Here is a 23,122-nt window from a genome sequence, read left to right as displayed (position 1 = left end):
TTTGCTATGAAACTAATTTTCATCAATCCGAATTATTCCACCTTGCTTAAAATCTTGAGTTTCTAGAAGATGAACAACAGCTTTTGCAACATATTCAGGAGAAAGTAATTTTCCTTCTTCTTTTAAAGCGATAAATCGATCTAAGTTAGTAAAATCTTCTTTTTCTGTTTGGCGAATTTGCTGTTGCATATTTGTATCCACAACACCTGGTGCAAAGGCAATGGTTTTAACAGGATATTCTTTTTCAGCTTCCTCTGTAGCGATGCATTGTGTAAACATGTTCAAACCAGCTTTCGTTGTACAATAAGCACCCCATCCAAAGTAAGGTTTTTGTCCAGCACCTGAGGAGATATTGATAACACGTTTGTCGACTTTCCAATTTTTCGTATGTTTCATAAATGATGAAGTAAGAATCATCGGTGCGATTAAATTAATGTGTACATTTGTGATCAAAAGTTCACTCTCAGATCTTTCAATCGGCTTTATTGGTGTAAGTGTACCGGCGTTATTAATCAAATGGATAGAAGAGACGCTTTTTTCTTCGATAGATGAAAAGATTGTTTCGAAATGAGTTTCTAAATGATGTACATCTTGGAGATCGATTGCGTGAAATGTGAAAGAAATACCTTTTTGTTTTGCTTTTTCAAGAAGTTTTTCATTTTGTCCTCTAGAAATACAAATAAGTTGTGTATTTTCCTCTAGTAGTTGTGTAGCGATAGCCTCGCCTAATCCTTGTGAAGTACCTGTTACAATAACATATCTCATAGTATATTGAACTCCTCTCATATGTATAGGGATTTTTTAATTATGTGGTGTACATAATCTATTTATAAAGTATAGAGGATTTTTTTTATAAATGAAGTAATTAGTAGCAGATTATAGTTGGAGTTAAAGAAAAAATAAGCAGCGGAAAATAATCCTCGCTGCTTATTGGCTTTAGCGGATAGCAAGTAATCGCTTGAATAAAATGTTGTTTTCAAGATGTACGTGTTGGAATAAATCGGATTCAAAATCCTCTAGACGATTATAGACCATGCGATATGTGCGACATGCATGCTCTGGAGGAGTAAAGTCATTTGTAATAATTCGTAATTCTTTTATAAGATCGCCAGCTCCATCATGCTCTTGTTCTAATTCTTCAAGCTTTTCGATTGCCAAAACTAAATTTTCTTGAGTTGGGTTTTGTTCGTATTTTTTGATAAGTGGAAATACAAGAGTTTCTTCTTTGATTATATGTTGTTCCAGTTCTAATTTTAACTCATGGAAAAGTCGGTGAACGGCACTTAAGTGAGACCCTGTTTGACCATGTACGCGAAATACTTTTGTTACATATGGACTTAGTTGCGGTAATTCTTCTTGAATATAGCGATGATGTTTTTGGATAATGTGGTCAATTAGTGTTGAAAAATTAACTTCACTCCAGTTTATAGATTCATTATTTTTTGACTGATATAAAGTGTATTGTTCATTCAATATTTTTAAAAGTTCATCAGGGGAAATTTCTTTTGTTTGTGTCGCTACTTCGATTGTTTTGTCCCCGCCACAACAAAAATCAATGCGATGTTTTTTAAATAAATCACTTGCTTGTGGAAAAGTAGTAACTATTTCACCAACAATAGATGTTTTTGTAAAAGGTATAGTCATATCAAACACTCCTCTGTTCATTTGGATGTTTTTAGCATAATGGTTTAGGAAGGAGGTCGGAGTGATTAGAATCACAAATATATTGGAGAGTTTATGAATGTTTTGTATATGGTGTGATATTTCCTTCACCACAATAGAAAGGGGAGGAGTGTAATGACGGAAAAATCAAAAAAACGAAGAAGGGTTACATGATATAATGAAGCAGGGTGATGAAGAGTGCAACATAAAATGGGGCTATATGATGAGCCGTTTCAATCTATTCAATCTGGAAAAAAGGTATTTGAAGTACGTTTATATGACAAAAAACGTCAGAATATACAAAAAGATGATGAAATCGAATTTATAAATTTAACAACAAAAGAAACAATTCGTGTAAAGGTAACGGAATTGAAATGTTATAAAACATTTCAAGAAATGTATAAGGATATTGATAAAGAGTTGATGGACTGTGCAAATTGGAGTTTAGAAGAGATGCTAACAAGTACATATGAAATATATACAAAAGAACAAGAGCAAAAATGGGGGACAGTTGCGATTGGGGTTGAGGTGATAGCGTGATCCGAAATCGAGGTGCAGCTCTCATTATACAGAAGGAACAAATTGTTCTAATAAAACGTATTCGAAACAATGAAGTGTATTTTGTATTTCCAGGTGGGGGAATTGAAGAAAATGAAACACCTAAAGAAGCGACAATACGTGAGGTTTATGAAGAGCTGGGCGTGCACGTTGAAATTCAAAAGCTTGTTACGAAGTATGAGTATAAAGGTACGCAGTATTTTTATGAAGCCCGTATCATTGGAGGTCTTTTTGGTTCAGGAAAAGGTGAAGAATTTACAAGGATTGATAGAGGCCAATATATTCCGGTTTGGATCCCTATAAAAGAGCTATTACATCTAAATATCAAGCCGTATGAAGTAGCGGAAATGATCGTGCATCGCTACAAAAGTATGAAGTCTGACGACATACAATAAAAACCATTGACATGGCCTTCTGAATTCAGTATTGTATTCAAGTATGTGTTCAAAATCAGGAGGTTTTTTATGAGTAATCAAACTACACATCATGTAAAAATGACAACAGCGGATCCATCTGGAATTGGTCTATTTGGATTAGCAATGGTAACACTTGTAGCATCATCACAAAAATTAGGATTAACGGATGGTGTTGCATTTGTATTGCCATGGGCAATCTTTTTAGGAGGATTTGCACAACTTTTTGCTTGCGTTCACGATGCAAAGCATAATAATACGTTCGGTACAACTGCATTTGGTGCATATGGTCTGTTTTGGCTAGGCGTTGGAACGTCTTGGTTAATTCAATTAGGTGTATTCGGTGAAAAATTAGCACAAGCTGTAGATCCAAAACAACTTGGAGTAGCCTTCATTGGATATTTAATCTTTACGATTTTTATGACAATTGGAGCAATGGAAACACATAAAGTATTATTTATGATTTTTGTACTTATTGATTTCTTATTTATTGGTCTTTCATTTAGTACTTTAGGTGTTATGCCACATGCTATGCATAGCTTAGCAGCGTATTCTGAACTATGTATTTCATTACTATCTTTCTATGGTTCAGCAGCAGCTGTATTAAATACACATTTCGGAAAAGTTGTATTACCAGTAGGAAAGCCATTTGGCATTTTTAAAAAATAAGAAAAAAGCACGAGTGACAAGAATAGTCAGTCGTGCTTTTTTTATACAAATAGAGAGAGGGGTTAATTATGGTGTGTGGATCAATCAAAGGACATAGCCAGCGAATTGTTAATGAAAGGGAAAATTATGTTGTAGCAGGGGCTGGAAAATCGAAAGTGATGCACTGGGAGAAAAGCATTGTGTAAGATCTACAAAAAAAATAAGGAATTCAGCTTTACTTTTATTATATTGATATGATATAGTAATTATAAACCATTTTACTTTTAATAATATAGAGATTTAAATGAGCTGTAACTTCAGAGGAGGATAGCAATGTTAAATCTCCTCTGAGGTTGCAGTTTTTTAATGTCCTTATTATTTTGTAAAGTGGTCGAAAATGAATATGTACATATAGGTACATTGTAGGAGGATTTTTTCATGCAAAACGGTAAAGTAAAATGGTTTAACTCAGAAAAAGGTTTCGGATTCATCGAAGTTGAAGGCGGAGAAGACGTATTCGTTCATTTCTCAGCTATCCAAGGCGAAGGATTCAAAACTTTAGAAGAAGGTCAAGAAGTTACTTTCGAAGTAGAACAAGGTAACCGTGGACCACAAGCTACTAACGTAGTTAAGAAGTAATTGAATGAAAAGGAGAAGGGATTTCCCTTCTCCTTTTTTTTGTTGGATTTAATCCATTTTATCCTGTAGTATATATCATTGAAAATAATTTGACGAAGATAAAGAAAAAACATGGATTGAAGTTTTATAAAAATTTTTGGGTGTTTTTGTCTTAAAATTCAAAAAATAACCTGTAATCTTTTTTAGAAATTTTGTTTTTTGTACTGGTACAGTGGGGACTATATAGTTAAAACTATAATTAGACAAGGAAGAGGTATGTGACTTGAATGAACCTAAATATTATATTGTATTTGATGTTGAGAGGAATTTTCGGCCTTATAAATCGGAAGATCCATTGGAAGTGGTTGATATTGGAGCAATTAAGGTAGAAGCAAGTACAATGCGTATTATTGAGAGATTTTCTTCACTTGTTAAACCGATAGCACCTCTGACTCGTCATACAACAAAATTAACGGGAATTACAAAGAAAGATTTAAAAGGGGTAGAAAAGTTTCCAAAGGTAATGGAGCGATTTCTTCAATTTGCTGGAGGTGACTATATGTTTATAACATGGGGGAAGGAGGACTATAGATTTCTTGCGCAAGATTGTAAACTACATAATATAGAATGCCCTAATATAGAGAATGAAAGGAAATTTGATTTGCAAAAATTTGTATTTCAAGCATATGAGCAATTATTTATACATACACCAAGTTTGAAATTTGCGGTGGAGCAATTCGCATTAGAATGGGAAGGCAAACAGCACCGTGCCTTTGCAGACGCTAAGAACACCGTAAATATCTTTCTTAAAGTATCAAAGGAAAAGGATATTTATAAGCGATATAAAAGAAATGAAGAGCTCGTACTTGCTAAGAACGGTGTATTGACCGAAAAAGCAAAAAAGAAAATGAAAAGATGGGTATTTAAAGAATTAAAGAAAAAAGAGCATGTTCAATTTAATTGGGAGGATTTTTATAATAGCAAGACATGGGAACATATAATGGAACGGTATTATATTCATGATGATACAATCTTGCTTTTACAGGAATATTTTACTGTTGCTGTACAGAAAGGAAACCAGCAATTACGCGTATTAGAAGAAATGAATGATGTATAGTCAAAAGTTAGGGTGGCTGTTGGAAATAATTTTTATAAGGCGTATCCTTTTACCTAGATTTCTTTAATTAGTAGAAAAAGGAGTATATGTATACAAGTTTTCCAAAATCTAATTTGTGAAATTGTAGTATTTTTTGAGGTGAATGAAATAATTATTCTTATTAATAAGTGGGCTTTTAAATTTTATTTTTGGTTATCTCACTTTGAGCTCGTCTTCATACATCATCTTTCTAAGTTGGTGATTTTTCTAATCGGAGGTTTTAATACTGTAGTAACGCGGTGATAGAAATGTGAGTGGAAATAATCGAGCACTATAAATTAGCGCTCGATCAAAATGTAACTTTTAATATTGATTGGGGTTGGAAGCTTTTTTCTCAATCCTTTCAATCACATCCTGCAACTCATCTGGCTTCAAAAATTCAATAGGAGAGAATCCCTTCTCAAATGTAAGTGTATCCGCTTCAATCATGAGTACATACCTATCGTTTACCTTCGCAATATGGATCTGATCCCCGAAATCTGCAAGTAAGGCCTTCACAGAAATATGATCTGCTTTTACTTTCAGTTCAACCTCAGGGGCATGCTCGACGATTTGCGCTGTGGCTTCCAGTACTTCTTCCGTTGAAAACTGTTCCATAATTTCACGCTTCGGACTTGCAGCCCATACTTCCATTGCTTGGTCAAATTGCTCGCGTTCTTCTGTGCCTTCTTCAAATACATCTTCGATTTGGTCATATACCATATCCATAACTTGTGTTTTCATAATTTCAGGCATGGAACGTTCGTATTCTACGAATTTTAAGAAATCCTCAAAGTAGCGGGCGTGTGATGCTTGGTGTATTTTTAGTTCGCCTACTTCTACCATGCCTTCTTCCGGCATATATGGGTATTGAATGGATTTCATATTTTTTGTTGTAATTGCCATTTCCACGTTATGAATAAGTGTTGCTTCATCAGAAATGGAAGCAACTTTTGGCTCGAAGTCACACTTCATAACGAATACGAACGGGTCGTCAAAGTATTTACGTAATTTTGCCTGAGCAACTAAAAATACACCACCACGTACTGCGCTTGTATCGATATATGTATAAACGAGAGGTTCGCTCATATCTTTGAAATTCTCTTTCGTTTCTGCAAATCGGATACGATTAAATAAATTATAATGAGGATTGGAATCGAATTCGTGCCCAGCTTCTACAATAAATCGACCGATCTTTGTTGGGGCTTGTTCGGTTTTTGCATGGCGTTCTACTTTACGTTTAGATATTTTTAATAATTCACCATCTAAGAATTCTTTTAAAGGGCTATCTTCATATTCTTCAGCATCTAACGTTTGGAAATGCTTATATCGCTTATCTGCTTGTTCACCTTTTCCTTCTACTTGTACGACATAGAAAGAAAGGAAATTTATTTCAAAATCCATATTTATCACCTTGTTTCATTTCATTGACTCTTATCAGTATAGAGATGGAGAAAACTTTCGTCAATTTAATAAGAGAAAACGAATATTGGAGAACTACTACCTATTAATTGGGGCTATAGGGAAGGAGCCTCCTTCCCTATAGTTTTTTTTATTTTATTAATTAGAATCCATCTTCAAGTGCTGAAAATGGAATATTTAGTCGGTTCTCTACAGTACGTAAACGTTGATTTAATCGATTAAGTCTACGTGTATGGCGTTCTACTGTGTTTTGAAGTTGATTTACTTGACGATTTAATTGATTTACGCGTTGCTCTAGCTCATTTACTCGTCTTTCTAACTGACGGCCACCAGTACCTGGGAATGAAATTGGAATTTGAAATTGTCTGTTTGGATCATATGGATCAATTTGTTCAGTTTGTTCTATATATGGTTGATATTGCGTTTGTCCGTCATATTGACCTTGATAATGATAAGGGGTGTAGGGGTACATAAATATCCTCCGTTCTCTAAATTTGGTTGAATTCATCATAATGTATGTGTAAGAGCGGATGGGTGGCACGGCAAATACCTATTTTGAATGAGGTCCTTCATAAGACATATTGAAAAGGATTTTTATGAATTATTATTGATTATGAAAAAATTCTTACATATTAATTTATTAAAATTGTTTTTGAATTATCATTTGGTATATACTGGTTAAATAAGAGAGGGTTACAATCTTACAAACTTAAGTTTTTCAAGTAAATATTTGTAGACATTTCTTAAAGAAAAGAGTAATTTTAATATAGTGGAAATCAAATTGTAATATTTTAGAGTCATATTGCAAAAAACATGTAATCATATATACATAAATTTGAAAACAAAGAGTAATAGCAAAAAAAAGGAGAGAGTGTATTGTTACGTAAGGTACAAAGTATAGTAATAGGGGCACTATGTGTAAGTATAGTGAGTGGATGTGGTACAAAAGTAAGTGAAGTTTCATTAGTGAGTGGTATAGGAGAGCATACTGTAGAAGCTAAGACTGGAGTCAGTGACAGTGTGAGTTTAGTTGATCCTAGAAGTGGGAAAGAAATAAAAAATGTGAATCTAGCAAACTTAGGTTATTTTGAAGATGAAAATAAATTTAAAAAAGAAGTAACGAAGGTTGCTAAGGAAGTTGGAAAAAGCATTGATCAAAAGATGGTTCCTTCACGTATGGCAAGCAATGGAACATGGCAGGAAGGTAAGCCTTCTTATGAATTAATGGAAAAAGAACTAGTAGATAAATTAATGAATGTAGGTATGTGGGATGCCTCATATCAATTGCCGATTGTTGAGAAAAAACCAGTAGCGACACCGGCCGATGCAAGTGGTAATGGTGCAGTTTTAGGGAGATATGAAACAAATTTAGGTGGTTCTACTGGTGGTAGAATTGAAAATATTCGTTTGTCTGCAAATAGCATTAGTGGAGTTGTATTAGGAAAAGGAGATCGCTTCTCTTTTAATGCCCTGATTGGCGATACAACACCAGACAAAGGGTATCAGTTAGGAAAAGAAATTGTTGATGGAAAATTAGTAGATGGTTATGGCGGTGGTGTATGCCAAACGTCTTCTACTTTATTTAATGCAGCAGATCAAGCTGGATTAAAGATGGTGGAGAGAACAACGCATTCCAAAGAAGTAGGATATGTTCCAAAAGGCCGAGATGCTACAATTGCCTATCCATATTTAGATTTAGTATTTGAAAATACAAATGATGTACCTGTGAAGCTTTATATGAGTATAGAAGGTGGAAAGCTTATTGCTGAGGTACGTGCAGCAAGATAAGAAGTGTATTCTTGTTTCGTGCTTGATTGATAAAGGTTGCCTATTCGTAAGGGATGAAAAAATTTTCATTAATAGAAGAGCGAGCTAAGCCATTCTTTCTAGTATTTTTCTAGAAAGAGTGGCTTTTTGTATACAATTAGAAAGCAATTGAGTAGGATAAGGGTGAAATGAGATTTATTTTTTATGTTTTTTAAATATCTGATTAAGATGATGGTTCATATGATCAATATAATCTGTAACAAGCCATTCTAAAGTTACTTCTTGTTGGTCTTCTAACTTACATGTTAGTTGCCATTGTTCATTCTTTACATTGTTTAGTAATCTTATAATTTGTATGTTATTAGCTTCCCATAATTTTAGAATTTCATTTGATGAAAAAGACTGTTGATAATTATGTGTATGCACCCATAAATCTTGGTTATAGCCAGTGAGTGTAATAGCTTCCTTTGAAGTAAGAATATCAACAAAGCGTTTATGATTTACCGTACCGGAATCGCAAAGATGACCTAATATTTCTTTTTTAGACCATTTTGTTAGATTAAATTTTATGTCCATATCAGAAAGAAGTATCATTTTTTGCGAAGCAGTATGAATTATATTTTCTAATTGGGTTGCCAGTGTAGACATGTGAACTCCTCCTTTGTCCTTAATAACTGGATGTTTACAGCTCAATCCAATACCTTCTTACAACATTACCGTCTTCTTCCATAAAGTCACTATCACGAAATCCTCTGTTATGCAAAATTGTTTTTTCTGAAGCGGTATTATTTTCATCGCAAACAACAAGCACTTTTGTAACACCTAATTCTTTTATTTTTTCTAACGATAAAGCTAACAATTTTGTAGCGTATCCTTTTTGTCTTGCTGAAGGGCGGATGCCATAACCAATATGTCCACCAGCATTGAATAAATGCTCTGTTAAACGGTGACGAATATTAACAACACCAACAATTTCTTTATCTTGTGTAACAAGCCAATAAGTAGAGTCAGGTACCCAGCCTTTACGGAGGTTTTTTCCTTCCGCTGCATCGAGTAACTCTTGAACCATGGCAGGTAAGTTAGAAGGATCTTTTGCAATAACCCAAGGAATCATTGTTTCACCACTATTTTTCCATTCTTGATAAAATTCTAAGTATTCTTTTTGTAAGTCAATTGTGGGTTGTACTAAGTAGACATCCATTATTATTAGACTCCTTTTATGTATTTCTTGAAATGTTAAAATAATCTTAACATAATTTGGATGATAGAGAAATAAAGTACTTGCAGATATTGATGTTTCTGAATAAGAGGTGATAGATTGAAATGTTCAAAGGGTATTCATTGTTTCAATGAACATGTACATGGAGGTTTGCAAAATCAATAATTCGTATATGCAAAATTTATCTGTAATATTTCACCATGTTCATAATGTTGTAGAAAGACATGAATTCCTAAACTGAAAATTTATGAATAAACGTTTGTAAATAGACATGAAAGTATAAACTTTTTGATCGTGAGACAAGAAACTCTAAACTTTTTTAAATTATGGTGATAGGGTGGCTTGTCTACTGTGAGAACACAAGGATTTGAAACATGAAAAGACTACAAAGCTTTCTTAAAAAAGCGCTTTGCAGTCTTATAATTTCTTGTTTTATTTAATATAAACAGACAAATAAAATAAGGAGAAAAATGATGAAACGAAACTCTAGCCCTCATTAAATAAAGTAAAACCAATTGCACACAAGGGTCCTTTAGTCAAAAGCTTCACTAATTGTTGTGCAGTATATTTTGGTGAATATTTCATGTCATTTTGAAGCCACCAAATTGCCATCCCAACAACAGAGGAAGTGATGAAATGCAATACCATATCCTTTGGAATATCTAAATCATGTTCTTCAATTTTAAGCTCAATGAAATTTTGTTCAAGGTTATCCATAATAGTCCGCTGCATTTGTAGGTTAAAATCATAAATGCCATGAGGACCAAGCATGGTTTTATAAAAGTCTGCATGTTTTACCATACATTCAAATATGGATTGTAAAATTTCCTCGAATTTCGAAAGATCTATTTGATCTCCCTGTACATGGGCATATAGGACCATCTTACTTGTCAACTCTCCTAGTACCCCCTCACTAAGCTTTGTTAACAAATCTTGTTTATCCTTGTAATGCGAGTAAAATGTTGCCCGATTGATGAGTGCCTCATTTGTGATGTCTTGAATGGTAATAGCATCGTATCCCTTTTCCGCTATCAGTTTGATAAAAGCATCATATATAAATTTCTTTGTCCGAATAATCCGCAGATCCGCTTTTTTCAACATCTTATACCTCCTTGTTCGTTATTGCTGTTATAAACAACAGATTCTACCCTGTTGTTTCTTATCTTACATTTATGTCCTAAATGTAAATTGCATTGTGTAGCAAAAACGATATAATTTCATTATAAACAACATGAATTCATTATAAACTACATATTGTTCGTTATCTATCTTTTTGTTAGACGAATGCTAGGAGGAATAATTTAAAATGCTTACAGTAAAGCAATTTTTCAAACAAAAGATGGTTCTAGGTGGCTTGTTAGGTATTATGGCTGCTGTTATCATCGCTAGTTTTGCTTTTATGGGATCAACTGTTAATCCTGTTCCAAAAGACTTGCCGGTTGCCTTAGTAATACAGGATACAGGTGTGAACTTACAAGGACAAGGAAGTGTAAATATAGGAGATAAAATAAAAGAGCAAATTCTGCAAAATAAGCAAAGCACAGTTAAATGGACGTTCTTACAAACGAAAAAAGATGTATTGCAAGGGATGAAGGATAAGAAGTATTACGCTGCCATTGTGTTTCCACCAGAAATATCCCAGCAACTTGTATCGCTGACCACACCTAAGGGAAAACAAACTGAGGTACAAGTCTTGGTGAATCAAGGAATGAACTATAATGCCGCAATGGTTTCGAGCCAAATGATTGATAAGTTCATTGGAGGGATCAACGAAAATATCCGTAATACCTTGCTTGATCAGCTTTCACAAAAAAATATGACACTAACAACTGAACAGGCAAAGTTATTGGCAAGCCCATTTATTGTTAAAACGGAGTTGATTCATCCAGTTCAAGCACATACAGGTAATGGAAATATTCCTATAATGCTGACACAAATCTTATGGATTACTACTCTTATCAGTTCCTTAGTCTTATTTATAGCTGTCCAAAAGTTTACAAACGGACGTGTTACAGGAAAATCAGTCTTATCACAGATCCTTGCAGGTTCTGTTTTCGTGACAGTAATTGCAAGTTTAATCCTTTTCATTGCTCATACCATACTCGAGGTAAACATACCGAACCAAGGAGAAATTTTCTTATTGTTCCTTTTCTTTGGCTTCATGTTCTTCCTTTTGCAAAGTGCAGTACTCAACTGGATTGGGCGTGTCGGGGTACCAATATTAATGGTATTCTTCTTCTTTTCTATGCCAATCTTATCACTGGCACACGAATTTCTTCCGGATGTGACAAAACACTGGTTGTATTCTTGGACTCCTTTTAAGTACAGTGTAGAAGCATTTCGTAGCAGCTTCTTCTTTGGCGGGTACAGGATAGGCTCATATGTTCAGGTGATGGGGCTTCTTGGACTTGTATCTCTTATAATTATGGTACTGTCTGTATTCAAAAAAGATAAACAAAAAGGTTCTATATCTACTGTGTCAGTATAGAGGAAGTAAATCCATAGTCAAAAAGATACAAGGGAAATTCCTTGTATCTCTTTGGCTTTCATGAGCTCGAATTTATTAAGTCATTACATTTTATGTGAATGATATGACGGACTAGAGCAGCACCCCTGTGATTTAACACTAATAGAAATGTTAGATTACAGCTTCCATATACGAATCCTATATTTAAGACAGAATGGGTGAATTTTATCAAGATGAAAAATCCTATCGTTCAATTATTATTTGTGTTTACACTTGTCTCTATCGTGCTCTTTCTGTTAGATACATCGATTATCTCACTATACAACTTTGTCCGCGTACTATGGTATATCGCAATAGTAGGAATTTCCTTCATTATTTTTATCGAAAACCGTTCACCACAAAGTACTTTAGCATGGTTTTTGGTATTAGCACTTTTTCCGATTGGTGGAGTACTTTTGTACTGTCTTTTTGGCCGGAGCCGCTGGAGAAGAAAAAAACATCTACGTCGTTCAGAGGAGAAAAGAAAATTATTCCGTGAGATTTTAGAAGAAAAACGCCTAGATCTATCATTCACTTCCTCATTAAGTGAGCGCTCTGCTCGTTTAACACAGGTTGTACAAAAATTCGGTGGCGGTCCTGTTGCCAATAATACCACAACAAAACTCTTAACAAATGGGGATCAAACATTTACAAACATTATACAAGCTATTGAAAATGCTACACATCATATACATATTCAATACTATATTTATCGAGCAGATGAAATTGGTACAAAAATTCGCGATGCATTAATAAAGAAAGCAAAATCTGGTGTAATTGTACGCTTTCTTTATGATGGGATTGGAAGCAATTCATTACGAAAGCGCTTCTTACAACCCATGAAAGATGCAGGAATTGAGGTTATGGCATTTGATCCTGTTCTTTCGGCATGGCGTCCACTTGAAACAGTAAATTATCGTAACCATCGTAAAATTGTTATTGTAGACGGAGAGATTGGTTTTACAGGTGGGCTCAACGTTGGCGATGAGTATCTTGGTCGTTCTAAAAAATTCCCAATTTGGCGTGACAGCCACTTACGAATAGAAGGAAAAGCATTGTACAAATTACAAGCAATATTCCTTGAGGATTGGCTCTATGCCTCTAGTGATTTAAATACTTATTCTTGGAATCAATTTATGAATACAAAATACTTTCCAGGTAAAGAAAAGTCTCATGCAGAAGGTGCTGTTCAAATTGTAGCAGGTGGGCCGAGTTCAGATGATACAAACATTCGTAATACTTTACTTGCTGTTATAGGTTCTGCTAAGAAATCAATTTGGATTGCAACACCCTACTTCATCCCGGATAAAGAAATATTAACATTACTACGTTTAAGTGCAATGGCTGGAATAGATGTCCGTATTCTATATCCAGGTAAGAGAGATAGAATCATTAGTGATCAAGCATCTCAATCATACTTCACACCTATTCTAAAAGCCGGTGCTTCAATTTACAGCTATAAAGATGGGTTTATGCACGCTAAAATTGTACTTGTAGATAATGAAATTGTAACAATTGGCACAGCAAATATGGATGTCCGTAGCTTTGAACTAAATTATGAAATCATTAGCGTACTTTATGAATCTAAGACAGTTCTTGATATTAAGCGTGATTTTGAAAAGGACTTTAATTATTCAACTGAAATTCGATGGGAATCGTTTCAGAAACGTAGTATTCAAAAACGAATAATGGAATCCCTAATGCGTCTAATTTCTCCTTTATTATAATTCTGAAAAAAGTAATCTAAACAATAAAATAGCAGTGTTTTTTCTGATCAAGAGTTAAAACATGCATTTTACAGAACAAATCTTTTAAAAAATTATTAAGCATAAAGGTAGCGTAGAAAACCTTGTAAAGGTAGGAATTGAGAAAGCTAAATATTTTTTGTGAAATTTTCATTAGCGTACGAAATTTGCGTTTTTGGTGCTAGCCCTATCGATAGACTAAGAGATCAGTATATCAATATTTCTTTTTTTGATTTATACATTTTTTCTCCTAGAAAGTTTTATTAATAATAATTGGGGCTTCTTATGTGTTACTAAAATGAATTTGTAATGAAAGTATTGATATATATTTTCCTTTACACTAACATAAAGGTGTAATATAGTTAAGTTAACTAAACTAAACTATGTGTCGAAACAAAAAACGGCGCACAATGCAATAACAGAATGGCTGGAGGAACAATACTATGACCAGATCTTATAAAGAAGTAATTAACGAAATGAATCGAGCCTACAATGAATTCTACATTTTACTATCTCAGGAGTTAAAGGATGAGTTCGGTCTTACAGGGCAGCAAGAGAGTATGATATTCTATATTAATTTAAATAAAAATACTACAGCGAACAATATTGCGACCACTTTTAATATATCTAAAAGCGCTGTTAGCCAAGTTTTATCTAAATTGGAAAAGCATAATATGATTTCGAAACAAGTAAATCCTAACAATAAACGTGAGTATTTCCTTACACTTGGTCCTAATGGTAGCAATTATATAGAACGGTTGTCTCAGCTAGATGATTTACTTATTGAGAAGTACTTCTCTAAAATTGATATCGAAGCCTTGCAGCAAATGACTGATACCTTAATTAAAATAAATAAAATTATATTGGAAGAAAAAAAGAAGACACTTGAGCCCAAATAGTAATAAAGTTTCTATGAAGCGATTTTTATTAAAAAAGTTGTATATGTTCACTGAGTTTTAATTAACTTTTTGAAACATTACTTAGTTAGTTGAAAGAGGGAAAAGCATGTTATGAGTTATATACCAAGTATTATTACGATAGCAAATTTTATCTGTGGACTTCTGGCTATTTACTCAGTTTTCGTTCACGATATTTATTTTGGAATGATTTTTATTATTACAGGTATGTTATTTGATCTGTTTGATGGCATGATTGCTCGGAAACTTGATTCTGTTTCGGAGATAGGTAGAGAATTAGACTCATTTGCGGATTTAGTTACCTTTGGTATAGCTCCGTCTATACTTGCATATAGTGTAGCTTTAAAAGATCTGCAGTCTATTGGGATGCTATGTGCACTGGCTTACAGTATTTGTGGAATGCTTCGGCTTGCTAGATTTAATATTCAACAAAGCAAGCTCCCGACGTTTATCGGAATGCCAATTCCATTTGCGGCAATGTGTCTCGTCATTTTATGCTTTTTGAATAATCCTATTCTTATAGCCCTTGGCACATGTGTACTGTCTTATTTAATGGTGAGCAAAATAAAATTCCCCCATTTTAAAAAACATATGTCAAAAAAATTGGAGTCTGAAAGATGGAATTAGTACAGCAGGTTATAGCAGACTATGGTTACCTCGCTATTTTTTTGATGCTTGTTCTTGGGATTGTAGGAATACCAATCCCTGATGAAGTCATGATGACAGTCGTAGGTTACTTTACGAATATTAATGTCCTGAATTATGAGCTTGCCATTTTAGTCAGTTTTGTAGGAGCGTTGTTGGGTATGTTGATCAGTTATATGATCGGCAAAAAGGCAGGTCGTCCTTTTATTGAGAAATATGGGAAATGGATCGGTTTGAAGGAAAAGAGAATAATTAAAGTTGAAAAGTGGATGGGGAAATATGGATCCTATTCTCTTATTTTTGGGTATTTCATTCCAGGTGTCAGACATATAACCTGTTACCTTTCGGGGATTAGCAAAATGAAGTTGAAAACTTATATTTTGTTCGCTGCTATCGGCGCATTTTTATGGTGTTTCGTTTTTATTACGTTCGGCAGGGTTATAGGAGTTATTCATGAATAAGAATGTATGAAATTATCGAAAAGATTCTAACTGGAAAAGCTAACTCTAAAATCATTTAAGACAGTTATGACGATGTTTTGCGGTTATCTCATTCTAGAGGTCACGTTATCAAAAGCGAAAACTTGTACGTTAAGGGATAACATGTTGTTTTGTACAGAAACCCCATGTTATTGAATATAGATATAAAATAAAAAGGTGACATAAAATCATCCTTTTTTTGTGTGGAAGAGAGTATCCGGCACTGGATAGAAGCGGTCAGTTCTTTATTTCACGTGACTTATATATTAGAAAAACAATAGGGATATATGTATTTTTTTAATAGTAGTAGCTGTAGTTGTTGATATGTAAATACAATGAAGCAGGTAAAGGAGCACAGCATGATTCGTATGGCACTAAGAGCATTTAATATACAAATATATTATTTGCTAGGCGCGATGTTATTAGGATGGGTTATGACGCCTTTCTCGTCCCATTTTTTAGGTGCAAGCATTGGCTTGCTTGTTAGTATGTATTGTGTTTGGATTTTAGGAAGGCGTATTGAAAAGTTTGGAGATAGCATTGTAAAAAAAGTAAAAGCACCAACGCTTGGTATGATGAATCGGTTTGCAGCAGCGATACTCGGTGCGATTATTATGTATGAGATTGAACATCATAGTGTCATGTGGACATTTGCTGCTGGAATTATGGGTGGTTATTTCTTAATTGTGATTAATTTAGGCTATTATAGCATGAAAGATGCGAAGAAATAGATTAGCATAAAACCTTTTTGGGTCCACTCAAAGTAGCCACAATCTTTTCATAAACAGATTGTGGCTATTTTTTATCTAATTTGAAGCGTTTAATCGATTAGGTGAGATGGCGTAATCGCACTGGTACAGTGGTAACTGGACTATTGTTAGAATTAGGTTATGCTTCCAATGTTGGAGATGCAGAACAACAAGTAAAAGAAGTTCGTTCAGATTAATATTAAGCTGGAAATGAAGTAAGTGTTGAAACATGTATACGTATAATTCATCTAATCCCCAAAAACAAGAACTTTTGGGGATTTTTCTTTAAAGGAGTTATCTTCTTTCAAATTTATTTATTTGATTTAACCTAAGGCTACATGGGTAGAATTTTGTAAATCTATAAAATTCTAGTTTAGACTTTCTTGTTCTTGTACAAATGTTAATTAACAAGAATAAACAGATGAAATTTTGTTGATTTTCGTTTAAACTAAGGGTAATACACTTTTTAGGAGTATTGATAAATACCACTTAAGATATGCATCCCATTCAAGTGTTAAGATAGGAGGTCTCCCATGATTGATTTACTAAAAAAAATAGGTTTGTCTGATTTAGAAGCAAGGTGTTATTTGACGTTACATGAAGAGACAGAGTTGTCCGGCTATGAAGTTGCAAAACGGGTATCTGTATCAAGAACAAATGTATATGCTGCATTACGATCATTAACGGACAAAGGAGCTTGCCGTAGTATAGAAGGGGAGACAGTACTTTATAATGCTGTTCCAATTAAGCAATTAATTCGCCTTGTTCAGACTGAATTTGAACAAACTTCGAAGGCTCTTATTAATCAATTAAAAAATCCGCCTAGACCTGCATCTGCTTTTTATAATTGGCAAGGAAGCAATGCGTTAGATAATGCTGCACGTCGCGTTATTGCAAATGCAGAAACATCTATAGTTGTAGATGTTTGGTCAGAAGATTTACACCATATAGAGGAAGCGTTACTTGTAGCTGAATGTAAAGGGGTTAGTGTCATATTAATTACAATGGGAGCATGTAAAACACCTCTTAAACATGTATTCCAGCATTATAGGGACGAAGAATGGCCTGTGGATGAAAGGAAGTTTTCTATTCTCTGTGATTCTAGTTCAGCTTTAATTGGTAGTTTCAAAGGAGATATGAAGCCATCTGCATTAGAGACGAGCCATCCAGCAGTAATTGAAGTAATAAAAAACGCTTTTTACCATGATATGATGATGCAACACATTGAAGAAGATTTTGGAAAAGAATTTCAGGAGAAGTATGGTGAGAATTACCGGAAAATGTTAAGTTATTTCAAAGAGAAAGGTTTGCATGTTTAATTGGGGTGCTTTTGGAATTATTGCTGCAAATCAAGATATACATGAAGAAATGGAAAAGGAACTTCAAAATCTTTTCACATATATACAAAAGAGTCCAATACAAGTGGACTCTTTTTCGTTTTTTGATGGTAGGAAGAAGTTGTATTCATTGTTGCTTTGTATCATTATAGAAAAATGAAACGAAATGCGCTATTGGTATAAAGTATTACGATGTGAATACAGTTGTCGCACATTGATATATTAGGTGCAATCTACATGTAAACGGTGTATACCGCAGTGTAAACACTTGAAAAGATATCCTTGAAAACTACCTTGATGCCCCAATGAATACTGAAAATCTTGTAAACTAAGTCCATAATACTCCGTAAATTCAACTAAGTCTTGTTGTAATTCATTCTCTAAATGAGCGATTTCTTTCCATTCTACATATCCAATGAATGCACAAAAATCATTGCAATGTCCTAGCCAGTATTCCTGTTGCCATCCGCGATATCCAGGTGTTCTATGGATAAGTTCCTTTAATTTTTCTTCATCGTTTACTTCATCACAAGAGTATGAATCTTGAAATTCGCCATCAAATTTTTTAGCTGCATTTCCATTAGCGATACACCAAGGGCAGATGCTTTCTACATTTTCTATGGAATAGAAAGGACCACTATAAACATATTCACGTTCGTTTTTGCAAACACAACAAGTCGTAAGTTCTTTTTTTATAATCCCTAATTCTAATGAGTTCGGATTATATTTAAAGGTTGGTAATTGCACGTCTAATTCCCCCATAAATGATATTTATCCTGTATGTCTATTGTTAAATTCAGGTTAATTTGAATATAAACAAAATTTCTTGATGTTACAAACATTAACTCTGGATAATTTTAGTAATCTCCTAACAAGAAAAGAGAAATTTCGAAATTTAAATTGTTTCCGAATTAAGACTTGAATTATTTGATTTTTCAGATTACCATGTATGGAATAGTTCATCAGATGAATCATTATAAAACGATCTTAAATTGTATATCAAATCTGTAACAAAATGATGGGAGAGAATAAAATGAAAGCTGAAACTGCAAATTTGATAATTGCCTTAAAAGAGGTACTTCCTGAAACGCAAGTAGTAGTAAATGAAACGGTGAGAGAATTGCACAGTAAAGATGAATCTTATCATGCTAGTAGTTTACCAGATGTTGTCGTATTTCCAACAACGACAAAAGAGGTTAGTGAAATAATAAAACTAGCGAACAAGTACCAAGCACCCGTTGTACCATTTGGAGTAGGATCAAGTTTGGAAGGGCATGTGATTCCATATGAAAACGGGATTACAATAGATTTCTCACTTATGAATCAAGTGCTAGAGGTAAGAGAAAATGATTTTCTGGTTAAAGTTCAACCGGGTGTGACTCGTTCGCAGCTCAATAAAGAGTTGAAAAAGCATGGGTTGTTTTTTAGTGTAGACCCAGGAGCCGATGCTACGCTAGGAGGAATGGCTGCTACAAATGCAAGTGGAACGACTTCAGTAAAGTATGGTGTGATGCGTGATCAAGTTCGTGATTTAGAAGTGGTACTGGCAGATGGGACAATTATACACACAGGGACTTTAGCGGCAAAGTCATCATCTGGCTATCATTTAAATGGTATTTTCGTTGGATCAGAAGGAACACTTGGTTGTTTTACGGAATTGACATTAAAAGTGTATGGAATACCTGAGCATACGATGGCAGCAAGAGCATCTTTTCCGGCAGTAAATGATGCTGTAGAAGCTGTGATTGATATTTTACAAGCTGGCATTCCGATCGCACGGATTGAACTTGTTGATGAACTTTCAATGAAACAAGTTAATCTTTATAGTGAAACAAATTATAGAGAAGAGCCAACTTTATTTTTAGAGTTTCATGGGAATGAAGCAGGATTAAAACAGGATGTTGAATTTACAAAAGAGATTATGAAAGATCATAAATGTAATGCTATTTCATTTGAAACAGAAACGGCAGCAAGAAATAAATTATGGGAAGCAAGGCACAACTTAGCGTATGCATATGTTCATAGCCATCCAGGGAAAAAACTGATGAGTATGGACGTTTGTGTGCCAATTTCAGAGTTAGCAAATGCAATACAGTATGCCAAAGAGACTTTAGATGCAATGGGAATTGTTGGGGGAGTACTTGGACATGTCGGAGATGGGAATTTTCATGTTCTATTAATGGTGAATCCTAATGATACAGAAGAAGTGCATAAAACAGAAGCGGCAAATGAAAAAATTGTAATGTATGCTCTTGAACGCGGTGGAACATGTACAGGTGAACATGGGGTAGGAATTGGTAAACGAAAATATCAAGAAAAAGAGCATGGGGCAGCACTTCTTGTGATGAAAAATATAAAACAAGCTCTTGATCCGAAAAACATTCTGAATCCGAATAAGATCTTTAAAATGAAAGAATAGGGAATGGTTCTACTAATAACTAGTGGGGAATGAAAAAAACAACTGATTAAAGCTTCACTTTATACGAATCATGTGAAAGAAATGCTCCCCCTTCAAGTGAAGGAGGAGCATTATGTTATATAAACAGTAAATCATGAAAAGGTGTTGACTGCATGTTTTCTCACGTACCACAAAAAGTTCGATAAGGACGGGATGAAGGCGCAGGCAATGTAGCGTATTCACATTGTTCAGGTGAATGTGCGTAAGGGGTTGAAAGAACCGCGAGCAGTCGTTCCGTCACACTATAATCCCCTTGTTTTACTGCGGCCTCTAGCGCCTCTTCCACACGATGATTTCGTGGAATTACCGCAGGATTATTGTCTCGCATCAACTGATGTGAAGAAGATTTTGATTCCTGCTGTCTGCCTAGTCTTGCTTGCCATTTTTTCTTCCACTGAGTAAACTCTGTGCTGTTAAACAAATCGGTATCTTCATTTGTATCAAAAGTTAAAGCAAGGAAGGTATTCGTATAATCTGCGCGATATTTCTCCATCATCTTAAGGAGTTCATCAATAAGGACTTTATCTTCTGCTTCTTCATTACATATACCTATTTTCGCTCTCATTCCAGTTAGCCAATGTTGTTCATATAGAGCACCAAATTTTGAAAGGCTATCTTGAGCTATTTGGGTCGCTTGTTCCAAATCTGTATGTAGGAGTGGTAATAAAGATTCCGCAAATCGGGCAAGATTCCAAACACCTATATAAGGCTGGTTACCATAGGCATATCGGCCTTGTGTATCAATGGAACTAAATACGGTTGCTGGATTATATTCGTCCATAAAGGCACAAGGACCGTAATCGATGGTTTCTCCACTAATGGTCATATTGTCGGTATTCATCACCCCGTGGATAAAACCAACGAGTTGCCATTTTGCAATTAGGCTGGCTTGTTGCTTCAGCACTTCTTCAAGTAGCGCTAAATATGGATTTTCCTGCGATTGAATAGCTGGAAAGTGACGCTTAATTGTATAATCAGCTAAAGTTTTAAGTTCCTCAACTGAGCAGCTAGCTGCTGCGTATTGAAACGTGCCGACGCGTATATGACTGCTAGCTACACGTGTCAAAATTGCACCTGGCAAGGCAGTTTCGCGAATGATTAACTCACCTGTTGAAACTACAGCCAAACTACGGGTAGTAGGAATACCAAGCGCATGCATTGCCTCACTTATGATATATTCACGCAGCATGGGTCCAAGTGCCGCGCGGCCATCCCCTCGGCGGGAGTATGGTGTTCGACCAGAACCTTTTAGCTGAATATCAAACCTCTTACCTGAAGGAGAAATATGCTCGCTAATTAGTAGAGCACGTCCGTCCCCCAGCATATTAAAGTGTCCAAATTGATGCCCAGCGTATGCTTGAGCAAGGGGAGAAGCACCTCCGGGAACTTTGTTGCCGGCAAGCATTGCTAAGCCTTCTTCGTTTTTAAGTTCCTCTATGCTTAACCCTAAAGATGTTGCCAAAGAATCATTTAGAATGACTAACTTTGGTGAACGTACGGGTGTTGGAGAGAGATTGGCGAAAAATGGCTCTGGTAGACGAGCATAACTGTTGTCAAAATTCCATCCAGCTTCTTTTAGTTCTTTTTTCTTTTCCATTGTATCTCCTTTTGTTGTTTTATTTTTAAAACTAGTTTTTTACAAACCTTTCTTGGATTCATCTATAATTATGTGCATTTCCTCTGTAATCAATGAATAAAAAACGTATCAATCATTGGTTTTATTAAGTCGTTCTGATATCTATAGTAGCACTTTTATGAGTGGAACTAAAACGTATTTCATCATTTAAAATTGTATAAAGTTTTTTTCGGATATTCATTTATGTAGTTCATGGTGAAATGTAAGTGCCTCTAGTTGAGGAATAAGAAAAAACAAGGTAATAGAAAAGAACTGTGTCCGATAAAATTTAAGAAAGAATGAAGAGTTAAAAAAAATGTTATAAATAAAAATCCATATAAGGTTAACATAGCGCAATTAGTAGCAAATATAAAAAGCCTAACCTTTCTTACAAAGGATAAGCTTTTTATATGATTTCTTACCAAAAACTAAAAACGAGGAACTATTTTATCAATGTTTGCAATCACAATGAAAACAAATGAAACAACATCTACGACGATGTTCTCTCTTACATCTACAAGAACCACTATCACTATGACGTTTACACTTACAAGAATCACTGTCGTGTTTATCTTTCCACGAATCGCTACGGTGCTCACATTTACAAGAATCATTACGACGCTTCGAACAGTCACTACTCCAACTCATTTTTATACCTCCCTTCGAATAAGAGATATATTATTTTATGTTTTAATAGAAAAAGTGCTTGTTTATTAACCTATATTAACTTTTTTGTACCTCTCGTATATGTTGCATCAGCACTTGATCTCGTTCTTCTAATCTTTGCAAAATACGTTGCTTACTACTAAAAACTCCTGCTTGATTGCCTCTAACAATTCTTTTTTCAATTGTACTTTTTCCATGTTCAAATCTATATCTATGAGTGAAGGGTGTTCTGTGGGGTGAGTGGGACATGCTTTTGCTTGCTCAGCACTTGTTTAATTGCAGTTTCTAGCTTTTGGCCCTGACTTTGTAGGTGCTTAATTTTTTTCTAATAAGAGTACGTCTCGTTCAAGGAATACAGTAGCCTTTTTAATAGATAGTGAAGAAGACTCATTACATTAGGAAACTGAGGTGGGTGATTCATTTATCGAGGGAGGACTTGTATCACTTGCTTTATGGTGCATTAGTTAAATAAAATACATTTAATAAATTTCAATTGGGATAAACAAATTTTGAACATTCTTTTCTTGAATGTCCAAAATGGAATGAGTGATGTATGTAATCAG

25 protein-coding genes and 1 pseudogene are annotated in these 23,122 nt (G+C 34.6%); 15 read left to right on the top strand and 11 right to left on the bottom strand.

The genetic code is table 11. The annotated features are described in order from the left end of the window. Nucleotides 1-12: 12 nt before the first annotated feature. Together M014_RS0109945 and ric are read right to left on the bottom strand one after the other, a co-directional pair. Nucleotides 13-765 (bottom strand): (S)-benzoin forming benzil reductase, encoded by a 753-nt coding sequence (locus M014_RS0109945; RefSeq protein ID WP_026591588.1) that lies wholly within the window; start codon nt 763-765, stop codon nt 13-15. 171 nt (nt 766-936) lie between these two features. After that, on the bottom strand, nt 937-1,644 hold the full coding sequence (gene ric, locus M014_RS0109940; RefSeq protein ID WP_026591587.1) for an iron-sulfur cluster repair di-iron protein: 708 nt from the start codon (nt 1,642-1,644) through the stop codon (nt 937-939). A gap of 216 nt (nt 1,645-1,860) precedes the next feature. Between ric and M014_RS0109935 the strand changes: the two genes are divergently transcribed. The 5 genes from M014_RS0109935 to M014_RS0109910 all read left to right on the top strand — a co-directional run bounded on the left by M014_RS0109935 (nt 1,861) and on the right by M014_RS0109910 (nt 5,016). Further along, on the top strand, nt 1,861-2,202 hold the full coding sequence (locus M014_RS0109935) for an ASCH domain-containing protein (RefSeq protein ID WP_026591586.1): 342 nt from the start codon (nt 1,861-1,863) through the stop codon (nt 2,200-2,202). After that, nucleotides 2,199-2,615: an NUDIX hydrolase gene (locus tag M014_RS0109930; RefSeq protein ID WP_026591585.1), complete on the top strand. Its 417-nt coding sequence runs from the start codon at nt 2,199-2,201 to the stop codon at nt 2,613-2,615. Before M014_RS0109935 ends, M014_RS0109930 begins: the two co-directional genes overlap by 4 nt. Nucleotides 2,616-2,684: 69 nt before the next feature. Next, entirely contained in the window at nt 2,685-3,302 is a 618-nt protein-coding gene (locus M014_RS0109925; RefSeq protein WP_026591584.1) for an acetate uptake transporter, read from the top strand. A gap of 417 nt (nt 3,303-3,719) precedes the next feature. After that, the gene (cspB, locus tag M014_RS0109915) at nt 3,720-3,920 is read left to right on the top strand and encodes a cold shock-like protein CspB (RefSeq protein ID WP_003198964.1); all 201 of its coding nucleotides are present in this window, start codon (nt 3,720-3,722) and stop codon (nt 3,918-3,920) included. Between the two features lie 262 nt (nt 3,921-4,182). Then, nucleotides 4,183-5,016: an exonuclease gene (locus M014_RS0109910; RefSeq protein WP_026591583.1), complete on the top strand. Its 834-nt coding sequence runs from the start codon at nt 4,183-4,185 to the stop codon at nt 5,014-5,016. A 342-nt stretch (nt 5,017-5,358) separates the two neighbouring features. Here the strand turns inward: M014_RS0109910 and M014_RS0109905 are convergent, their stop codons facing one another. Both M014_RS0109905 and M014_RS0109900 read right to left on the bottom strand, forming a co-directional pair. Then, nucleotides 5,359-6,438 carry a DUF3900 domain-containing protein gene (locus tag M014_RS0109905; protein ID WP_026591582.1) on the bottom strand — a complete coding sequence of 360 codons (1,080 nt, stop codon included), beginning with the start codon at nt 6,436-6,438 and terminating at the stop codon, nt 5,359-5,361. 160 nt (nt 6,439-6,598) lie between these two features. Continuing rightward, a complete protein-coding gene (locus M014_RS0109900; RefSeq protein ID WP_026591581.1) occupies nt 6,599-6,928 on the bottom strand; it encodes a hypothetical protein in 330 nt (109 codons plus the stop codon). A gap of 404 nt (nt 6,929-7,332) precedes the next feature. Here M014_RS0109900 and M014_RS0109895 point away from each other — a divergent pair, with 404 nt between their 5' ends. After that, the gene (locus tag M014_RS0109895) at nt 7,333-8,244 is read left to right on the top strand and encodes a VanW family protein (protein ID WP_026591580.1); all 912 of its coding nucleotides are present in this window, start codon (nt 7,333-7,335) and stop codon (nt 8,242-8,244) included. 174 nt (nt 8,245-8,418) lie between these two features. Here M014_RS0109895 and M014_RS0109890 read toward each other — a convergent pair whose 3' ends face one another. The 3 genes from M014_RS0109890 to M014_RS0109880 form a co-directional block, all read right to left on the bottom strand. Further along, the gene (locus M014_RS0109890; RefSeq protein WP_026591579.1) at nt 8,419-8,871 is read right to left on the bottom strand and encodes a DinB family protein; all 453 of its coding nucleotides are present in this window, start codon (nt 8,869-8,871) and stop codon (nt 8,419-8,421) included. 34 nt (nt 8,872-8,905) lie between these two features. After that, on the bottom strand, nt 8,906-9,424 hold the full coding sequence (locus M014_RS0109885) for a GNAT family N-acetyltransferase (protein ID WP_026591578.1): 519 nt from the start codon (nt 9,422-9,424) through the stop codon (nt 8,906-8,908). 504 nt (nt 9,425-9,928) lie between these two features. After that, the gene (locus M014_RS0109880) at nt 9,929-10,543 is read right to left on the bottom strand and encodes a TetR/AcrR family transcriptional regulator (protein WP_026591577.1); all 615 of its coding nucleotides are present in this window, start codon (nt 10,541-10,543) and stop codon (nt 9,929-9,931) included. A gap of 205 nt (nt 10,544-10,748) precedes the next feature. On the opposite strand from M014_RS0109880, the gene M014_RS0109875 reads away from it, so the two are divergent. The 8 genes and pseudogenes from M014_RS0109875 (at nt 10,749) to M014_RS0109840 (ending at nt 17,802) form a co-directional block, all read left to right on the top strand. Beyond that, entirely contained in the window at nt 10,749-11,930 is a 1,182-nt protein-coding gene (locus M014_RS0109875; protein ID WP_026591576.1) for a YhgE/Pip domain-containing protein, read from the top strand. 212 nt (nt 11,931-12,142) lie between these two features. Beyond that, nucleotides 12,143-13,675: a cardiolipin synthase gene (locus M014_RS0109870; protein ID WP_026591575.1), complete on the top strand. Its 1,533-nt coding sequence runs from the start codon at nt 12,143-12,145 to the stop codon at nt 13,673-13,675. A gap of 461 nt (nt 13,676-14,136) precedes the next feature. Beyond that, the gene (locus M014_RS0109865) at nt 14,137-14,592 is read left to right on the top strand and encodes a MarR family winged helix-turn-helix transcriptional regulator (RefSeq protein WP_026591574.1); all 456 of its coding nucleotides are present in this window, start codon (nt 14,137-14,139) and stop codon (nt 14,590-14,592) included. Nucleotides 14,593-14,703: 111 nt separating this feature from the next. Continuing rightward, a complete protein-coding gene (pssA, locus tag M014_RS0109860; RefSeq protein ID WP_026591573.1) occupies nt 14,704-15,237 on the top strand; it encodes a CDP-diacylglycerol--serine O-phosphatidyltransferase in 534 nt (177 codons plus the stop codon). Further along, on the top strand, nt 15,228-15,716 hold the full coding sequence (locus M014_RS0109855) for a DedA family protein (RefSeq protein ID WP_026591572.1): 489 nt from the start codon (nt 15,228-15,230) through the stop codon (nt 15,714-15,716). The genes pssA and M014_RS0109855 overlap by 10 nt, the downstream gene beginning before the upstream one ends. Before the next feature lie 377 nt (nt 15,717-16,093). Continuing rightward, on the top strand, nt 16,094-16,465 hold the full coding sequence (locus tag M014_RS0109850; RefSeq protein WP_026591571.1) for an ATP synthase subunit I: 372 nt from the start codon (nt 16,094-16,096) through the stop codon (nt 16,463-16,465). A gap of 110 nt (nt 16,466-16,575) precedes the next feature. Then, nucleotides 16,576-16,702, top strand: a pseudogene (locus M014_RS28190) (protein-tyrosine phosphatase family protein); the annotation flags it as partial. Between the two features lie 314 nt (nt 16,703-17,016). After that, entirely contained in the window at nt 17,017-17,802 is a 786-nt protein-coding gene (locus M014_RS0109840) for a TrmB family transcriptional regulator (RefSeq protein ID WP_026591570.1), read from the top strand. Nucleotides 17,803-18,042: 240 nt separating this feature from the next. Here M014_RS0109840 and M014_RS0109830 read toward each other — a convergent pair whose 3' ends face one another. Continuing rightward, on the bottom strand, nt 18,043-18,567 hold the full coding sequence (locus M014_RS0109830) for a CbrC family protein (protein ID WP_035414814.1): 525 nt from the start codon (nt 18,565-18,567) through the stop codon (nt 18,043-18,045). Between the two features lie 286 nt (nt 18,568-18,853). On the opposite strand from M014_RS0109830, the gene M014_RS0109825 reads away from it, so the two are divergent. Next, complete coding sequence (locus M014_RS0109825; protein WP_026591567.1) at nt 18,854-20,239, top strand: FAD-binding oxidoreductase; 1,386 nt, start codon at nt 18,854-18,856, stop codon at nt 20,237-20,239. 160 nt (nt 20,240-20,399) lie between these two features. Here the strand turns inward: M014_RS0109825 and M014_RS0109820 are convergent, their stop codons facing one another. From M014_RS0109820 to M014_RS30615, 3 genes are all read right to left on the bottom strand, one after another. Further along, on the bottom strand, nt 20,400-21,875 hold the full coding sequence (locus M014_RS0109820) for a protein adenylyltransferase SelO (RefSeq protein ID WP_026591566.1): 1,476 nt from the start codon (nt 21,873-21,875) through the stop codon (nt 20,400-20,402). Between the two features lie 446 nt (nt 21,876-22,321). After that, the gene (locus M014_RS0109815; RefSeq protein ID WP_026591565.1) at nt 22,322-22,528 is read right to left on the bottom strand and encodes a hypothetical protein; all 207 of its coding nucleotides are present in this window, start codon (nt 22,526-22,528) and stop codon (nt 22,322-22,324) included. 88 nt (nt 22,529-22,616) lie between these two features. Continuing rightward, nucleotides 22,617-22,808: a DUF3967 domain-containing protein gene (locus M014_RS30615; protein WP_141527929.1), complete on the bottom strand. Its 192-nt coding sequence runs from the start codon at nt 22,806-22,808 to the stop codon at nt 22,617-22,619. Nucleotides 22,809-23,122: the final 314 nt, after the last annotated feature.

The sequence above is a fragment of the Bacillus sp. UNC437CL72CviS29 genome (assembly GCF_000482345.1).
Lineage (GTDB): Bacteria > Bacillota > Bacilli > Bacillales > Bacillaceae_G > Bacillus_A > Bacillus_A arachidis.
Note: the sequence above shows the minus strand (reverse complement) of the source record. Positions and strands in the feature narration are given on the sequence as shown.

Excerpts from the sequence above, each read along its gene's own strand:
- M014_RS0109945 (WP_026591588.1), bottom strand. The coding sequence starts at position 765 with ATGAGATATGTTATTGTAACAGGTACTTCACAAGGATTAGGCGAGGCT.
- ric (WP_026591587.1), bottom strand. The coding sequence starts at position 1,644 with ATGACTATACCTTTTACAAAAACATCTATTGTTGGTGAAATAGTTACT.
- M014_RS0109925 (WP_026591584.1), top strand. The coding sequence starts at position 2,685 with ATGAGTAATCAAACTACACATCATGTAAAAATGACAACAGCGGATCCA.
- cspB (WP_003198964.1), top strand. The coding sequence starts at position 3,720 with ATGCAAAACGGTAAAGTAAAATGGTTTAACTCAGAAAAAGGTTTCGGA.
- M014_RS0109905 (WP_026591582.1), bottom strand. The coding sequence starts at position 6,438 with ATGGATTTTGAAATAAATTTCCTTTCTTTCTATGTCGTACAAGTAGAA.
- M014_RS0109900 (WP_026591581.1), bottom strand. The coding sequence starts at position 6,928 with ATGTACCCCTACACCCCTTATCATTATCAAGGTCAATATGACGGACAA.
- M014_RS0109890 (WP_026591579.1), bottom strand. The coding sequence starts at position 8,871 with ATGTCTACACTGGCAACCCAATTAGAAAATATAATTCATACTGCTTCG.
- M014_RS0109885 (WP_026591578.1), bottom strand. The coding sequence starts at position 9,424 with ATGGATGTCTACTTAGTACAACCCACAATTGACTTACAAAAAGAATAC.
- M014_RS0109880 (WP_026591577.1), bottom strand. The coding sequence starts at position 10,543 with ATGTTGAAAAAAGCGGATCTGCGGATTATTCGGACAAAGAAATTTATA.
- M014_RS0109875 (WP_026591576.1), top strand. The coding sequence starts at position 10,749 with ATGCTTACAGTAAAGCAATTTTTCAAACAAAAGATGGTTCTAGGTGGC.
- M014_RS0109870 (WP_026591575.1), top strand. The coding sequence starts at position 12,143 with ATGAAAAATCCTATCGTTCAATTATTATTTGTGTTTACACTTGTCTCT.
- M014_RS0109865 (WP_026591574.1), top strand. The coding sequence starts at position 14,137 with ATGACCAGATCTTATAAAGAAGTAATTAACGAAATGAATCGAGCCTAC.
- pssA (WP_026591573.1), top strand. The coding sequence starts at position 14,704 with ATGAGTTATATACCAAGTATTATTACGATAGCAAATTTTATCTGTGGA.
- M014_RS0109855 (WP_026591572.1), top strand. The coding sequence starts at position 15,228 with ATGGAATTAGTACAGCAGGTTATAGCAGACTATGGTTACCTCGCTATT.
- M014_RS0109850 (WP_026591571.1), top strand. The coding sequence starts at position 16,094 with ATGATTCGTATGGCACTAAGAGCATTTAATATACAAATATATTATTTG.
- M014_RS0109840 (WP_026591570.1), top strand. The coding sequence starts at position 17,017 with ATGATTGATTTACTAAAAAAAATAGGTTTGTCTGATTTAGAAGCAAGG.
- M014_RS0109825 (WP_026591567.1), top strand. The coding sequence starts at position 18,854 with ATGAAAGCTGAAACTGCAAATTTGATAATTGCCTTAAAAGAGGTACTT.
- M014_RS0109820 (WP_026591566.1), bottom strand. The coding sequence starts at position 21,875 with ATGGAAAAGAAAAAAGAACTAAAAGAAGCTGGATGGAATTTTGACAAC.
- M014_RS30615 (WP_141527929.1), bottom strand. The coding sequence starts at position 22,808 with ATGTCCCACTCACCCCACAGAACACCCTTCACTCATAGATATAGATTT.